This window comes from Pseudomonas ficuserectae (assembly GCF_024584585.1).
Lineage (GTDB): Bacteria > Pseudomonadota > Gammaproteobacteria > Pseudomonadales > Pseudomonadaceae > Aquipseudomonas > Aquipseudomonas amygdali.
In genome coordinates this window covers 2,922,843-2,938,219 of the sequence record NZ_CP085684.1, presented here as the reverse complement: position 1 = coordinate 2,938,219, position 15,377 = coordinate 2,922,843, and the positions used below count along the sequence as shown (strand labels likewise).

Genomic DNA, 15,377 nt, shown 5'->3' with positions numbered 1-15,377 from the left:
TCCAGGGCTGTGGGCAGCCAAGGCTCGATCTTGACGTCGCGCTATAGCTGATCGGCTAAGGCTTGCCGAACTTTTTCAGAGTGTTGCATCCGTAGCTTGGTCGCTGTAACCGTCTGGGTGGTTGTCGCGACCTCAACCCTCAACGCATACCTACCTGCGTAATTTCGCGCTGAAAAGACACGATCGACGTGGGCTGCAAACTGTTGCGCCAGCGCAACGTCATCGAGGTAAAGGGTATTGAACGTCAACCGGCCTGTAGGCGATACGTACAAGCCCGCGACGACATCCTCGTCGTCATAATGAGGATTTTTGAGATTTGCGGGTAGGAGCCAATGCGCGAGGTCAACCAGGATGGTCGCGTACTCTACGGTGCGCTTATTTTGAAAATCGCCCTGAGAGCGAAGCCTTCCGTGCTGCGTCATTATCTTGCTCCTTGCTGACATATGGCCGATTTCAAGGCTCCGTTAGGCGGAGCAACTTGCATTATCACAAATATTGAACCAGCCTCAACGTCGGCATTTTAACGGTGATTTTTTGAAGCGCATGGCCCACTGGCGTTGTGTGCGCGCATTTCGGAGGGCCTATGGTTCCGATGGAAAGCGACGCTCAGCGGTTGTTGAGTGTATTGGCAGCGGCCACAAAACTTGACCCCACGCTAACCTGCGAGCGAACCGCCCTGCTCCGTCAGGGAAGCGCAATTCTGTGGTGGGCCAACCCAGGCCAACCTGCGTTGAGCATTCCGACACTCAATCGCTACCTCAGCCTTCCCATCGAAAAGTGGATCGAAGCCTCGCTGCGCCAAGGCTTCGAGGGCTGCTTGCAGGTCGACAACGAGCCCAGCGTTCTGTGTGATGACATTGCGCTTGAGTACGACCCGAACGAAGGCCTTGAGCGTGTACAACAGATCGTAAAGGATGTCCGCGACCGATGCCGGCACCGGCCTCGCGGCGACGTCGAGTATCGCGCCTTTCGCCTGACCCTCTGCGAACAGCCTCACATCCATACCGCCCAAACACTCGATTTCTTGATGGAATTGGGGGTGCAGTTCAAAGCGCTGTTCGAAGATATCCCGGCGCATCTCATAAGGGGCGGGAAGTTTTACCCTTGTCCCAGCTGCGGTTGGCCGATGCAGATCCATCGTGCAGAGGTGTGCTGTGGCGCTCAGTGGTGCGAAAAAACTGTGGGTGCGTGTCTCTGGACGAATGGTGAGCTCTTCAGCGTCCAGACCGGCAGGCCCATCTCGGGCCAAAGCGCAGAAAACCGGTATCGCCTCAATACAGCTCTTTGGAAATTTACTCTGATCCCCGGTGTTCTGGAGCGCAGGCTGCGCGACCGGCTCGCCAAGCTGGGGCTCAAGCCGACGCTGTGGCCCGACGTAGACCGTGGGGATGTAAAGGTCGAAGTCGCTGATCAGGAAATCTGGTTGGATGCGAAGGTGTGGCGTTCTCCGGCGCTTCTGGGGCATCAGCTGGCGAGCAGCGAGTCAAATGGCACCTAGATCGTCATTCCCGATTACCAGAAGGATTACGTGAGTTCCCTACGCGAGCAATGTGAGTCGCGGATCATTCTCACCGAGTCCCAGTGCATCAGCCGGATTACCCGCCTATGCCGACGCTAACTGAAAATGCGACCAGCTTAGCGCTGGCGCTCGGCGTCAAACACATCAGCAAGGAGCCAATGCTGGCTGATGCGGAAGCCCTGCTTACCGGTCGCCCGCATTTGTGGCTAGATTGGGAAACGGCGACGCCAATCGCTCGCCGGCAAATAATGCAGCTGATCAAATTCCGCCCTTATGACCTAAATTTCAGCGGAAACTTCATCGATCAGGCGAGCAAGCTCCTGCAGTCGCCGAAATGCCCGTTTCGTGTAGCTGAAGTTTTGCAGTCCACTGACGCCCTGGTTGCGGCCAAGCTGAAGGAGAGAGACTTCTATTGCCTCAAACCCGGCTTTGATCTGGACGGGATGATCGAGGAGCTGCTCGGAGCCGTCAAACAGGAGCCCGTAGCATCCCCTTCGACCGTACTGCCGCCAGAGGGCCCGTTGAAGCTACGCGAGCACACCTCGGACGGGTATCGCACCTTCGTGATTCCAGAGGGCTTGCGTGAGCGCCTGGACGCCCCTGGAACTCAGGTCGCTCTACGCCACGCTTCGTATACGCCGTCCCTTCGCTGGGATTGGCAGACGCTGCACGATATCGCTGCCCAGTTGGATGCTGCAGCCGCCGACCCTGGATCAAAATTGCATTCGAGCCACAGGACGTCGCTGGCCAACATCGTGGGCAAAGACCACTGTGTCGAGGCCAGTGCCGGCGAATTTGATCGGGTTAACGCACCCACCGGCTCAGGCAAGAGCGTGGCGATGAACCTCATCGCCTTAGCAAGCGCAATGGCCGGGCACCGGGTAGTGATTGCGGTTCCCACGCTTGCGGATGTCCGCAATACCGTGGAAACGCTGAAGCTTGAGGCGGGCGTTGTTGCCGACTGTTTGCAGATTGCCCCGCTCCACTCACAGCGCAAAATTGCCAAGGCTGGAGCGCATTACGAGGCCTTGGGGCGGGATGATCATCCCTACGATTACCGCTGTTTGCTGGACTATTGCGCCACTGATGGATCAGTTAGTAAAGCGGACGACGAGCCCTGCTTCAATTTACAGATAACCAGTCATGATGCCGGGCCGGAATCCGTCAAGAGGCTGCGTAGCTGCCCGCTGCTTTCGCAATGCGGTAAGCGCCAGATGCTTGAGCAGGCCCTGGCGGCAGATATCGTCGTGGTGAACCACCATGCCCTGATTTCCAGCACGACTCGGATTCCCGTTGAGGGTGACGGCGCAGCGACTCGAAGCATCCTGGAGCTGCTGCTTCGCTCCTCCCCGCTGTTTCTGGTGGATGAAATCGATGGCCTGTTGCAGAGCGCTATCGATACCAGCAAATTTGAACTGCCGTTGAGTAACCATAGCGAGCACAGCAGCCTTGCTGAACTCTATCTGGCCATCTTTGGCAAGGACAGCATTCCCGACCTGGACGACAGGGTGCTGTTCCGAGTCCAGCGGGCCTGTCCGGCTGTCATCATGAATACGACGCGCCTGTTGAGCTTGGCTCGCAAGCCGCTGCAGTGGCCGAATAGAGAAACGGTCTGGGAACGCGCAGATGACCTCTTCATCAGTGAAAGCTTGGGCGTGCCTGCAGACGATCTGGATGCCGTCTGTGGCTTCAACGAGAACCCCATCGCGCCGCACTTGCTAGAACTGCAAGCCCTGCTCAGGACTTTCTCTCGCAACAACCCGCAACCCAGTCCAGATGAGATTTACCTGAATATTGGCTCAGTACTGGATCATCTGGGCACAGCCAAGAAACTGGGCAGACATCTGAACGAAGACAAGCTCAAACGCCTGAAGGCCGCACTGATCCTGCGAGCCAGCCTGCATTACATCGAAGAGAGCCTGCGGACGTTGTATGCCGATATTCCGGCGATGGTGCGAGCGAAGGTGCCCGCTGCCCTCAAGGTTCAACAGGATCTGGCGGGCTCTGCTCCGTTTAGCCCGACTCCGCTAGGCCCCTTGCAACGGGTCGTGTATGGGTTCAAGCGCAAACGCACCAGCCGGGACACCTGGTCGCTGCAGGTCGTAGCGATGTGTGGGGATCCCCATCGTACGCTGCAATTTTTGCCTAATCTGACCTCTCAGATCTACGCGGGTGTTGATCGCACCTTCATCGGATTCAGCGCCACAGCATTTTTCCCAGGTGCCAGCAGCTTTGATCTAAAAGCCAAGACCTTGGTGGATGTACCTGACGTCAAGGGCAATATTCGTTTTGAGAACGTTCAGGTAAGTGTCCACATTTCGGGTACCGACATCGAGAACCGCCTTGAAAGTGTGCGGTACTTGGGGCAGGAGATATGGCCGTGGCTAAATGCCAAGCTTGCAGCTCTAAGCCTGTGCGAGATGACTCGGGAACGGGCACGCCTGCTGCTCGTGACAGGAAGTGATGCCGAAGCGGAGGAGTTGGCCTCGACGCTGTACGAGATCAGTGGCGGTGAAAGGAAGGTTGGGTGGATCAGGGGCGGAAAGAAGGCCGACCGCCAGGATCGTTTGCCACGCTCTCACAGGCTCACCTACGACGAGCTTGCCGACTACGCCAACGGGGCCATTGCCGATGTGGAGCTCCTTGTCAGTTCCATATATCCAATGGCCAGGGGGCACAATATTGTGACGCCCGACGGTAAGTCAGCCTTGGGAGGAGTCGTTGTCTGCGTGCGGCCGATGCCCTCATCCGATCAACCTGGCAACAACCTGGCCCACCTGTGCTACATCGTTGGGGATCGTGTTCTGCCCAACGCCCTCCCCGGTCTAGCGCTGCTGGAAGAGCGGGCTATGGCAAACAGGACGCTCAACGATATCCGCACCTCACCGCCGTACTTCAGCCGTCAGCCTAAGGCGATCCGGCACTTCACGATCATGAACGTCCTGGTAACCCTTACGCAGTTGGTGGGCCGCGCACGCCGAGGGGGCACGCCGGTGACCTGCTACCTGGCGGATGCGGCGTTTTTCGACAGCCGGACAACATGGGCTCAATTACTTCAGTCCACTATCGGGACGTTGGAGGAGGCAGGCCAATGGGGGGAGTTCTCTCGCCATCACGCCGGGCTCGTGGAAGCCATGAATCTGTACATAGAGCAGTCGCAACCTGACCTGACCCAGAGGTATCACGATGACCCTCCAACTGCGGACTAACCTTTTCCAGTTCGATCCTGAGGAGCTAATGCCGGTCTATCAGTTTGGGGCGACCGATGAGTACTGCCACGGGTGGAAGCAACTCACGAAACTGTTCGACAAGCCAAATCTGCCGACCGCAGGGCTTGAGGAGATATTGAGTGCGGTTTCTGGCGGGCCAGTGTGGGTCAACTATCGACCTGACCCGAAGGGCCATGCGCCTGCCATTGCCTCAGCCAATGCCCTTTCGTACGACCAGCTGTGCAATGCGATCAGCTTCTGGGCTCAAGAGACGGCAGAGGGTGGCGAGGAGTTGGCGCACTATCTTCGGCCTGGCGACGCCCAGCCCCTCCATGCGTCGACCCTGTTTGCGGATCCCAAGCAGTCAGAATCAATGTACAAGGTCGTGCCTTGGATGTTGTCCAGTCGGATGACCGAGCAACCCATGGAGTCATCCAAGCCGTTAACGCTCAGCCTGTGCAGCGATGCTACCTTGCTTGCATGGGATCACCCACTGACCTACGCCAATGAAGGACGTCGAGCGATCGCGATGCATGCGATCACGACTCAGCTGGTCTTGGTGCACCGTCGCGAGCTGCCCTACGCGGCAGTCGGAGTGCACTTAAGCCATATATTGCCGCAGTGGCGGCACGCTACGAACAAGGTCTGGTTCAACACCGGTCGCGGGATTTCTAAGTTTGCAATCCATATCCCGCCGATGACGGACGGGAAGTTCACCACCCAGTACACCACGGTAGCTCACAAGGTGCTCAAACAGCTGGGCTCCCTTGAGCTGCCCAAACTCGGTGACGGCGATCTGGAAATGGCCGGTGATTTGCGCCCTATCCATGCACATCTACCTCCGTTTTGGCCGGTCGGAAACGGTGCCGGCCCACTGTTTCTAGATCAGGCCAGCTTCCACTTCCAGAGGTCTGTGACGAGTGCCAAACCTATGCTGGCGCGGCGTGTCGGCAAGATGATTGCCGTTCGCAAGCAGACTGACGACATCCCAGTGGCGCCGATCAAGGTAGCTGTGATCACCGCTCACACCGATATCATGGCGAGGATCGCCGAGGTCGGGGAGCACCTGGATGACCTCACACCGGTATTTCTTGGAGGGCGCAAGCCTGTTCTGACCCTGCAACAGGTACAACGCCCCGGGGCGCTTCAGGCGCTCACCACGCAGACATCCCACGCTCACGTCAAACAATGGTTTGAGAGTGAAGTACTTCCCGTCGTACAGCCCATGGGCGCCGCGGTAGCGATTGTTGAGACCGTTCCCGCCGTTGCGAGTAAGACAGACACCGATCCTAAGCACATCCTGCGCGCGCTGTTTGCAAAGCACGGCATAGCCACTCAATTTCTGATGCACATTCCCCCTACTCCAGCCCCAGGTACTGCCGACTCGACGGGCCCTGCGCCCGTGGCAATGGATAGAAAGATGGGCAAGCGGATTCAGAAGCTGGTCGCTAAACGTCAAGCTGCTAGCGATGACATTGAGCCAAGTGTCGACTATCCAGCGATCAATGGTTTGCTTGATGCGATACGCAGCACTGGCTACACACCACAGCCCCTGCTGCAGGTGAAAGGCATACCGGACAACACGATGGTTATCTCGATCTATCTGGAGCAGATTCGTCGCCAAGGCGCGGACGAATTTCTACCTGTCATCACTCGGGTGAAGGGAGGCACGCGAGATATGGAAGTGTTCTGCCCCGCACCGGTCAGCTCAGAACGCCAGCCAGGTGATAAGGCCGCTCCTGCCTCGGATAAGTGGGTGAGCTATCAGCAGGGTTTGTGCCGCACTCATGCGACGCCAACGCTCATGGGTAAAGACGAAGCAGTGAAATTGATCAATCGCGCAATGTTAGCTCCAACGCCCGTCGCGGATTCTCCGCTGATCGTGCTCATGAATGCGGGATTGAAGAGGCTCTATCCCGGCCTGAATGACGGAGCCGGCCTTGGCGTCCCCCCTTTGCCCAAGGGTGCCTGGGCTCTGCGTGTACGATCAGATAACCAGACCGCGCAGATGACGGGCGTGCATAGCAAGTCTCCAACAGCGCCGGCTTACATAGGGTCTAAGATCGGTGTTCATCAAGCCGAACATCAACCCAGTGTCTATTACTTCACCTCCTACACGAAGCATTACAGCCGCATGCTTTCTCAGCGGCAAAAGACTCGGTATGACGTGGTGCAGGCGCGCCTGCGCGATTCATGGCAACAGTTGGGCGTCACGGAGTTTGTGATGATTCAATCGGGGGATTTCGCGCACTCCGATCAGATGGCCTTGCAGGTTGGACTCTGGTGCAAGTTTGCACCGCTGTGGGATGGGTTTCTGCGCCTACCCTCGCCGCTCCATGCTGCCAGGCAGATCGCCGCGGATCATCCAATCATCGAGCGCCACCGCAAAAGCAGCTTTTGAGCTGCGCGAAAGACGCACTATGTAGGAGGCGCATATCCCGGCTATCACTGCCAAAGTGACTGAACGGTGCTGCGATCTTCACGCGCGCAGCAAAGTCCCGAGGTTACGAACAATCTGCGCACCAACCGTGGCAGCGTCTAGGCCCCTGAGGGCTGCAATCCCTTGAACCGCGTCTTTGACGTCGAGCGGAGTCAAGGGCCGATCACCTGCTTGCACGAATGGGCCATCCGTCTCTGTGAGCAACCGCTCAAGAGGTAAGGATTCAACCAGGGCGCGGTGCTTGGTGGACTTCAGCATTTCCACGTTTACGGAGAAGTAACACCCTAAATCCAATGCTCGCCTTGCTTCAGAGATGCTCCCCGTAAACCAATGCAACACCACTTTGCCTCTATCAGGAGGCAAGCAGCGCTCGATGTGCCCCAAGACCTTGGCTGCGGTGCGTACGCTATGAACGGTCAGAATCTTGCCCCCCTGCTCTGAGCAGGCGCTCAGAATCCGCTTGAAGACCCGCTCTTGAGCTTCAAAGCTGCTGTAGAACTTCGGCCCGGCGTCCAGACCGATCTCCCCGACATACTGGGCGTCGGCCAGCAGCCTTTCGAACAAGACAATCTCGGACTCTCGCTGTGCAACCAATTGCGGATGCAGGCCCAAGGCCACGCGTACATGCCGAGAGGTTTGAGTCAGCTCCCTGTTTCTCGCCCAGGCCTTTGGCGTAGTTGTAACCGCCAGGGTAGCGACGGCTTCGGCATCACATTGGCCGATGAGCGCCTCATGCTCCTGATAGAGATCGAGGTGGCAATGAAAATCGACCCACCGGGGGCGCTCGCGGGGTTCGCTGCTCATAACGGTTTGGCTCTCACTCCCGTCAGGTATCTATCCACCTCGTTGAGCCCATCGATGTAGACCTGCTGGTATGAGGGCAGGTCATTGGGGTGATCGCTCAACGGGCCAGGCACGTGGATGTCAAATCTAGGACTGCTCGGAACGTTCTGCATCCTGCGTATGGCCAACTGAAAAGATCGCACGTGCTCACCATCTGCCTTGTTCGTATCCAAGATTTCAGCATGCAGATCTGGAATTAGATAGGGCGTGATATCGTCACCACATCCATGGGCAATCGCAGCCCGCCTAATGATGCATGGTACGCAGTAGCCGCAGTGCTTTGGCTGCCGATTGGCAGGATCCCTGTGATACCTGGCTTTCCCTGCCGAGGAGCAGGACATGGTCTTGTGAACGTTTTCTTGCAAGAACAGGCGGTCAGCGCACTCCTCGGCCATCTGGCCCTTCGTGCGATGTCCATACATGTTGTGCAGTCTCATTCCGAGACCAAGGCCTGCAAAGATTTCATTCATCCTTGCCATGTAATAGGGATGGGTAGTTCGCGTGCTCAATGCCCCCAAACGCAGGGGGTCAAGGGGGACATTCAATGAGATCAAGCCATTCTCAGGCACATGGATGATCATCTCTTCACCAATGGCATCCGCGGCAAGCGCAGCCAACGCAAAGAACAGAAATGACCTCCCTCGAAGCGTATCCTCCCCATCAGACACGATCACAATGCCTTGCGGAAAACCGACCCGAGCCTGGACATGATTGATATCTGAATCGGGATAGCGCTGCTTCAGCGCGGCAAGACACTGGTCTTGGTAGGTACTTGTGCTGTTGGCATCCCAGTAATGGCTGACCAGCAGCGGGAACTCACCGCGGGCAAGCAGATCAATGGCACCTATGAAACTGTCCATGCCCCCAGAGAAGAGACAAACGCTGGTGGGGTTAGCCGACTGGAACAGGTCACAAGGCGGGGAAAGCTCCTCAAGCCCACTAGGACGATCTCTGAAGAAAATACCCCACCGATCCCCGGTGAGAAAGTGCAATGTCGACTCGAGCAACGTAGTCAGAGAAGACCATAATGCAGGATCGGAAACGGGCACGTAGAGATCGATCTCGCGTGTCCATGCGTTTTGAGATTCTGACGCTCTCGAGACTCTCGTGTCTGCTGCGGTTAACGCACCTGCCACCAGCGCTAAATCAATAGCGAGCTCACCGGGCGCCATCCCCATGGCCGATAGCTGGGCGACTGCCTGTCCGATGCCAAATCCAAGGCGCTGATGACCATCAATGAAGGAAATCTCGGTCTCATGACTACCGGGCTGTTGGATATCGATCGTGTCTGTATCGGTAGCGCCGAGACGACAAATGATACTGTGATGTCTCATTGGGCGGCCTCCCCGGCTGCTGCGATGATTTCAAAGGCCGACTCATAGATCCTGCTGATGACCCCATGGATCTCTTGATCCGTCAACCGAGGCAGACCATCCAAACGGTCTGAAAATCGCCCGCGTGTTGCGCCAGTAATGAAGGAATGAAGGTCGCTCTGCATCTGCTCTACTGAATCAACGTCCTCAGGAACAGTGATCCCCCGATGACCAAGGTCGGCCATCACCATGCCTTCGATAGACTGCGATACGAAGTTCAGGAAAAACTCATTCATCATCTCTGGAGCCATGTCGGCAAAACTGGTCTCACCCGATTCCGCAAGCGCAATGACATTCTCAAGCATCGCCTGCCGGGCTACAGCTTCATCGATGGCGCCACCGGGTGGGCACACAAACTCTACAAGAGCGAGAAACACCTCAGAAGAGGGTCGACCCGCGAGGCCGTTCAGGTTCAGTTGGCGCAGTACTTCGGTTGCACCGAATCGCTGCACATCCCGAATCACACCGAGTAGTCGACCGGCTGCTGCGCGCGAGGCGCCCATACGTCGCGCTGCCCGAGCGGCCCCACCTGTCCCGTTCCTGACATAGGTTGACAGTGCCCTACCCAGAGCACTTGAGCTGCCAGTTCTTGCGAAACGGGTGAACTGGGCACGAGACGGCCCTAGACCTGACGTTCCATTGTTGCTGACAGGCCCCTGAGCTGGCTGATTGCTTTGGCCATTTCCGCCTGGACTTGCGCCTGTACCATCTGAAGGAGCAGGACTCCCTGATTGAGTGGGGGCACTCGATGGCGCTACGTCATCGACCCACGATGGAACCAACCCCGAAGCGGGCCCACCATATCCCTTTGAAGTTCCCATGCTGCATTCCTTAGCCTTTTTGGCCTAGCTCCAACACCTGTTCTGCGACCACTTTGATCCGTTTGTTGTCTACCTGAGCGACCCACTCTTTTAGAACCGCATTGAATGCGGCCTTAGCGGTCGGTTCGACCAGGCACTCGCCCCAGCTAGAGGCGGCCCATCCGCCAAGCTTGTCGACTGGAAGTCCCCGAATAAACTCGACCAACCTGCTCTGAAGCCCCGGATGCTCTTTGACCATGCTGGTCAAGCCATCAAGACCTAGAGGTGGCTTGTCAAAGCTGTCGCCCTGCAATATGCGGTCACGAATAGCATCGAACACTTCTTCGGAATCGGGGGCTGATAGCTCACGCACTGCCGCAAGCACAGGAGCGCTCTTGATCTTGAGTCGTGGGCCCATCAGGGTTTCTACCAGAGCTTCCAGATGGCTGGTAGCGACGTACCCTGCGAGAGAACTACGTTTGTCCCGCGTGACGAAAACGTAAGGCCTCAGATCGACACCGGCAAGCGGTGGATCAATATTCGCCCAGTTGAGTGCCCAGTCGCTCTTCAGCCACTGCTGAAGCTCGGCGCCAATGGCAATAGCTGCCCTTGGCTTGCTTTTACGAGTTGGCTTGATTTCATCTTCATCATCTTCTAGATCCTTCGGAGCGGCCTTGGCCCGTGCCTCCAGCCCTGCTATCGCATCTGGAATACCGTCGGGTGCAAGAGACGCAAGCCTTGCGATCTGCTCATAGAAGTCGCTGTAGAAACGTTCGGCCAACATGATTTTAGCCAACACCGGACGGCGTATGTCGCCACCGAAACCACGCTCTTCGGCGATCGCCTGACGCAACATCATGGAGTTCAGGAAGCGTTTGATCTGGCGCGGGTTGCCTCGCGTGCCCTCACTCAGGATCTTTGTCACATGAGCGCTGATGTCCAGGGCCTGGCTGACCTCATCAGGAAGTTTTCCTCCCATCGCAGCCTGCACGACACTGCGCTCAAGGCCCTTGCTCTTCCAAGGCTTCTTCATGTCTTCGCGAGCAATCGCTAGCAGCTTTTGAAATTGGGGACTCGACGAGGTTAGGGCGTTCTCGATCTGTAGCAACGTGATGTACACCCGGGTCTCCGCCAAACCCAGAGCTGGAATGCGAAACGGAACCTGGATCAGCTTCTCAAGGTAGTTGCGGGCATAGCTTGCTGGCCCGGAAGCTTGCGGAAGGTCTGGGAAGTGTTCCCTCACTGCGTATTCAATCATGGCTTCATCGGCGCCGATCACGAAGGCGGTACGCTCAACGAACAGGAACAGACGGATCGCTTCGAGTGTTTCAATGGCTGTCTTGGGAAGGCAGCGGTCAAGGTCATCAACGATGACTACCAATTGGTCAATGTCCGCGGCATCCAACAGATCCTTGAACTCCTCACGGAATTTGTGAATATGCTCAGGAAGCTGCTCTGAAACCTCCTTGCCCTCCTTCAGATACTCGCCGATCTTCTCTGCGGCGCCGGTTAGATCTTCCCTGCTGATGTGATCTGATGGGTTGGTCACAACCGATGTCACCAGGTCGTACACCCCCTTTAACTGGTCAACTGTAGGTATCCCGGTCATTGCCGTGAATGCGAATCCACCAGCCTTGCGGGCAACCTTCAGCCAATCAACCCGCTTGAGGACTTTCGCGGCCGCATCTGCAACTTTCTTCGAGCCAGGTCTTGCGCGCTTAAGCTCATCGACGATTGTTTCAATGACGACGGTTTTGGCGTCCTCGAACCCCTCAAACGTCCAGCCATTGAACCAAATGCACAGGACGCGGCCATCTGATTCCAGCTCAGCCTGCGTCATACGCAGCACACTGGATTTTCCTGCCCCCCAATCACCGTGCACCCCGATGGTGATAGGGGTGTCGGGAGTGTCCTTGATAAGCCGTACTACAGTCTTGGAAATCGCGTTGTAGTACAGCAAATCAGTTGCGGTTTCCTGGTCGTTTAAAAACACTGCGCAATCCCTCGCATCTGGGTCATGAAGTACCATTTATACAGGCAATCAGCCACCAATGGCCAACCTATGAGCGTCATCAAGCCTCCGCACATGATCGATTCAAATTCGGCAGTTGCTTATGGGCGAAGTGCTCGCAGGCCCGATGCGCAATGAACGGGGTCTCCTGGTGGCCCAGATTGATACCGCAGAGTTGGTAAAGGCCCGATACGACTTCGATGTGGTAGGCCACTACGCTCGACCTGATGTGTTTTCACTCAGCGTCGACGAGCGCGCCAAGAAGTCGGTGACATTCGTTAACTGAGGCCTTCAGTTGGCCCGCCTTACAGATATCACCAGCCCTAAAGGGGCGGCGATCAAGCTCGTAGGTGCTCCTGCTGCCCCTTACTGGGCAGCAGGACGGCGTGCCCCTCCCCCCATCCAATCGCGCTGCTAGCTGGTTTGGTTTTCACATCCCCGAGTGAGGCTCAGATCTACACGGCACAGACCTTGGGGTAGTCGACGAGCCAGGGTGACTCGTCCCGGTGCCGACTCTATACCGGAGCACGCTAGAGCTAGGTCAGATTCAAGCCGCCGTCTGACAGGAGTATCTCGCCGGTTAAGTAGTCCGACTCGACCAGCATTACGACAGCTTTTGCGATGTCGTCTGGGCTAGCGGCCCTGCGCATAGGAGCGCGCGTTCGCCACAACTCTTGGGCCTCTGCCCACTCTGCGGTCAGGGGCGTGTCGACCAAGCCAGGCGCCACAGCGTTGACGCGAATGTCTGGCCCAAGCGATGCCGCGAGCAAGCGGGTCATGTGATTAAGCGCAGCTTTGCTTACCGCATAGGGAATCGAGGCGCCCTTAGGACGGACACCGGCATGCGAACTGATATTTACGACGGAACCTGCTCGGCGGAGACGGGCGGCATCGCGCAATGCCGACTCGGCCAAAGCGACAAGGTGAAACGGCGCCACGACATTAACCTCATTAAGTTCGTGCCACACCTGCGAAATGGCAGAGGCAAGGTCGCCGTGCGGTATGACTCTGCTAATACCAGCATTATTGACCAATACGTCGAGCTGCCCCCAGGCGGCGATAGCCTCGTTAACAAGCCTGACCCTGTCAGCTTCGATAGCAAGATCCGCTTGCACGTAAATAGCCTGATTCATTTCGGCAGCCATAGCGCGACCCGTATCCGCAGAATTTCGGGAATGGAGCACCACTGCATAGCCTGCCAAGCTGAGTACACGTGCAATGGCTGCGCCGATGCCGGAAGTCGATCCCGTAACCAACGCGACGCGTAACTCGTAATCGAATGTCGGATTGGATGTCATATGGATTTCTCGAATGGGTTGCTAGAGAACCATACCGTAGCACCAAGCAGGCAACGTCGGCGTCAGACAGTCACGATTGGCAGGTATCCATTTGCGAACTCAGTTTGGCTCATGTTCTGTGGCCCGAAACTACGCTTGTGATGGAGACTTGTGGCTGTGGGCAGATCAGCTGTTTGCACCAAGACTACGGGAATGTGGGCAAATCCAGCGCCTCGCATGGCTAGTTCGGTCATACACCTAGCCGGATGGGTGACCACTGGCGAAATCCCGAATATGCTCGGTAGAGGGTCACCTCCTCCCAGCGAAACTCAAGGTCAATAAAATGCTGCTCACGGAAGATGCGCTTGAATTCGCCCGCCGGCATATCGGTGCCTACTACGACACCGACTTCTTCCCGAAGCCCTTCGAGTTTCTGGCTGTCTGGCACTGTTGGGATGAGGTCAAAGCCTACCTGCTGGCAACGCCTCTGAAAGATGTTTTGAGCAGTCAGCCCCGCGTCTTGCCGTGGCACAAGGCCCGGGGAGGCTGCCGAGTCGTCCATCAACTTGAGCCACTCGATGCGTTGATCTACACCGCCCTGGTTTCCCTGGTGGCCGAAAAGGTCGAGCGGGCGCGCATGGGGCCGGAGGTGTCCTGTGCCTACCGTATCGAGGTCAGTTCCAACAGTTTCTTCTCTCGAGGTTCGGGCTTTGACACCTATCGTGAAAACTGTGAGCGGCTCGCCAGTCAACATAGCTATGTGCTCTCCACGGACATCAGCGATTTTTACAACCAGATTTACCTGCACCGCATCCGCAATGGACTGGAGGAAATCGGCGCCGGCCCTGCCCTGGCCAAGGAAATCGAGTCGTTCCTGATGCGGCTCAATATCAAGTCCTCCCAAGGTCTGCCTGTTGGCCCTGCGGCCTCGATCATCCTGGCTGAAGCGGCGTTGATAGACGTCGATCAGTTCATTGCACACAGGGGACTGGAGCATGTTCGTTACGTGGATGATTACCGGATATTCAGCGACGACGAGGCTGAGCTGAAGGCCATCCTGGAAGACCTGGTGGTGTACCTGCACCAGCAGCACAGGCTTGGCTTGGTCTCAGAAAAGACCAAGATTCAGGACTCTTCGACCTTCCTCCATGTGGAGCTAAGAAACGCCTACCAGCTGGAAAAGCTCGACCTGATGCGCAGCATTGAGGTCGGCAATCAGTACGGTGAGTACCATGACGAAGAGGCAGAACAAGATGGGGATGAGGGCGAGGATCAGGATGACGACGATGGCTCCAGCCTTGGGGAACGCCTCTCTGAAGCCCTCATGCGCGCCAAAGAATCAGGTGCGATCGACCTGGGTGTGATGCGAGCCATCATCAGACGAGCCAAGAATGCCCGGGACTATACGATTGCCCCTCTCCTGACTGAAGATCTCGAGTTCTACCTGCCGGTGATCAATGACGTAGCGCTCTATCTCGATGCCTTATCTCCTGCTGATCATTTTGTGCTGGCGCCAGCTCTTACCCATGCATGTCGTCAGGGTCATCTGGAGAGCCAAAGCGCGAAGGTTTGGATGGGCTGGTACCTTGCAAGGCATGTGAGGGCGAACACGCCAGTGCTGAAGCAGTACGTCCAACGGTGCGGCACCGCCATCGCAACTGCTGCCGAGCTTTCCAGAGGAAACCGTGCGTGGTCAAAGGAGGCAAAGCAGCGGGTATCGGGTACAGCTTCGTGGGATCGTCGGGCCCTGATTCTGGCGCTCAGAGGGCTGTCTGACGATGAGCGCAAGGTGAGCCTGCAGTTGCTGAAGAACAGTGTGTCCTTGACCAAGCTGGATGGCTGGGTCTGCAAATGGGTGCAGGACGGCGCACCGGGGTTCTGAGATTCGGCGATTGCTTCGACCTT

The 15,377-nt window shown here is 56.9% G+C and carries 10 protein-coding genes and 1 pseudogene; 5 read left to right on the top strand and 6 right to left on the bottom strand.

Annotated features, from left to right (window positions below):
- Nucleotides 1-41: 41 nt before the first annotated feature.
- Nucleotides 42-422, bottom strand: coding sequence for a hypothetical protein (locus LJU29_RS12880; RefSeq protein ID WP_257112565.1), 381 nt, complete (start codon nucleotides 420-422; stop codon nucleotides 42-44).
- Nucleotides 423-583: 161 nt separating this feature from the next.
- Here LJU29_RS12880 and LJU29_RS12875 point away from each other — a divergent pair, with 161 nt between their 5' ends.
- From LJU29_RS12875 to LJU29_RS12865, 3 genes are all read left to right on the top strand, one after another.
- Nucleotides 584-1,498 carry a restriction endonuclease-related protein gene (locus LJU29_RS12875; protein WP_257112564.1) on the top strand — a complete coding sequence of 305 codons (915 nt, stop codon included), beginning with the start codon at nucleotides 584-586 and terminating at the stop codon, nucleotides 1,496-1,498.
- 107 nt (nucleotides 1,499-1,605) lie between these two features.
- Nucleotides 1,606-4,728, top strand: coding sequence for an ATP-dependent DNA helicase (locus LJU29_RS12870; RefSeq protein ID WP_257112562.1), 3,123 nt, complete (start codon nucleotides 1,606-1,608; stop codon nucleotides 4,726-4,728).
- Nucleotides 4,706-7,129, top strand: a complete 2,424-nt coding sequence (locus LJU29_RS12865; protein ID WP_257112560.1) for an RNaseH domain-containing protein — start codon at nucleotides 4,706-4,708, stop codon at nucleotides 7,127-7,129. Before LJU29_RS12870 ends, LJU29_RS12865 begins: the two co-directional genes overlap by 23 nt.
- Nucleotides 7,130-7,207: 78 nt before the next feature.
- Here LJU29_RS12865 and qatD read toward each other — a convergent pair whose 3' ends face one another.
- From qatD to qatA, 4 genes are read right to left on the bottom strand one after another with little or no spacing between them, the layout of a single operon-like run.
- Nucleotides 7,208-7,972, bottom strand: coding sequence for a Qat anti-phage system TatD family nuclease QatD (gene qatD / locus LJU29_RS12860; protein WP_257112559.1), 765 nt, complete (start codon nucleotides 7,970-7,972; stop codon nucleotides 7,208-7,210).
- A complete protein-coding gene (gene qatC, locus LJU29_RS12855) occupies nucleotides 7,969-9,345 on the bottom strand; it encodes a Qat anti-phage system QueC-like protein QatC (protein ID WP_257112558.1) in 1,377 nt (458 codons plus the stop codon). Before qatC ends, qatD begins: the two co-directional genes overlap by 4 nt.
- Nucleotides 9,342-10,205 carry a Qat anti-phage system associated protein QatB gene (gene qatB / locus LJU29_RS29315; RefSeq protein WP_306459399.1) on the bottom strand — a complete coding sequence of 288 codons (864 nt, stop codon included), beginning with the start codon at nucleotides 10,203-10,205 and terminating at the stop codon, nucleotides 9,342-9,344. Before qatB ends, qatC begins: the two co-directional genes overlap by 4 nt.
- A gap of 10 nt (nucleotides 10,206-10,215) precedes the next feature.
- A complete protein-coding gene (qatA, locus tag LJU29_RS12845) occupies nucleotides 10,216-12,177 on the bottom strand; it encodes a Qat anti-phage system ATPase QatA (protein ID WP_257112555.1) in 1,962 nt (653 codons plus the stop codon).
- A gap of 121 nt (nucleotides 12,178-12,298) precedes the next feature.
- Here qatA and LJU29_RS12840 point away from each other — a divergent pair.
- A pseudogene (locus tag LJU29_RS12840) lies at nucleotides 12,299-12,481 on the top strand (carbon-nitrogen hydrolase family protein); the annotation flags it as partial.
- Nucleotides 12,482-12,731: 250 nt separating this feature from the next.
- On the opposite strand, the gene LJU29_RS12835 reads toward LJU29_RS12840, so the two are convergent.
- Nucleotides 12,732-13,493, bottom strand: coding sequence for an SDR family NAD(P)-dependent oxidoreductase (locus LJU29_RS12835; protein ID WP_257112552.1), 762 nt, complete (start codon nucleotides 13,491-13,493; stop codon nucleotides 12,732-12,734).
- Nucleotides 13,494-13,815: 322 nt separating this feature from the next.
- Between LJU29_RS12835 and LJU29_RS12830 the strand changes: the two genes are divergently transcribed.
- Entirely contained in the window at nucleotides 13,816-15,354 is a 1,539-nt protein-coding gene (locus tag LJU29_RS12830; protein ID WP_257112551.1) for an RNA-directed DNA polymerase, read from the top strand.
- Nucleotides 15,355-15,377 lie beyond the last annotated feature (23 nt).

Bases quoted from the DNA above. Each gene is read 5' to 3' on its own strand.
- LJU29_RS12880 (WP_257112565.1), bottom strand. From the start codon at position 422: ATGACGCAGCACGGAAGGCTTCGCTCTCAGGGCGATTTTCAAAATAAG.
- LJU29_RS12875 (WP_257112564.1), top strand. From the start codon at position 584: ATGGTTCCGATGGAAAGCGACGCTCAGCGGTTGTTGAGTGTATTGGCA.
- LJU29_RS12870 (WP_257112562.1), top strand. From the start codon at position 1,606: ATGCCGACGCTAACTGAAAATGCGACCAGCTTAGCGCTGGCGCTCGGC.
- LJU29_RS12865 (WP_257112560.1), top strand. From the start codon at position 4,706: ATGACCCTCCAACTGCGGACTAACCTTTTCCAGTTCGATCCTGAGGAG.
- qatD (WP_257112559.1), bottom strand. From the start codon at position 7,972: ATGAGCAGCGAACCCCGCGAGCGCCCCCGGTGGGTCGATTTTCATTGC.
- qatC (WP_257112558.1), bottom strand. From the start codon at position 9,345: ATGAGACATCACAGTATCATTTGTCGTCTCGGCGCTACCGATACAGAC.
- qatB (WP_306459399.1), bottom strand. From the start codon at position 10,205: ATGGGAACTTCAAAGGGATATGGTGGGCCCGCTTCGGGGTTGGTTCCA.
- LJU29_RS12835 (WP_257112552.1), bottom strand. From the start codon at position 13,493: ATGACATCCAATCCGACATTCGATTACGAGTTACGCGTCGCGTTGGTT.
- LJU29_RS12830 (WP_257112551.1), top strand. From the start codon at position 13,816: ATGCTGCTCACGGAAGATGCGCTTGAATTCGCCCGCCGGCATATCGGT.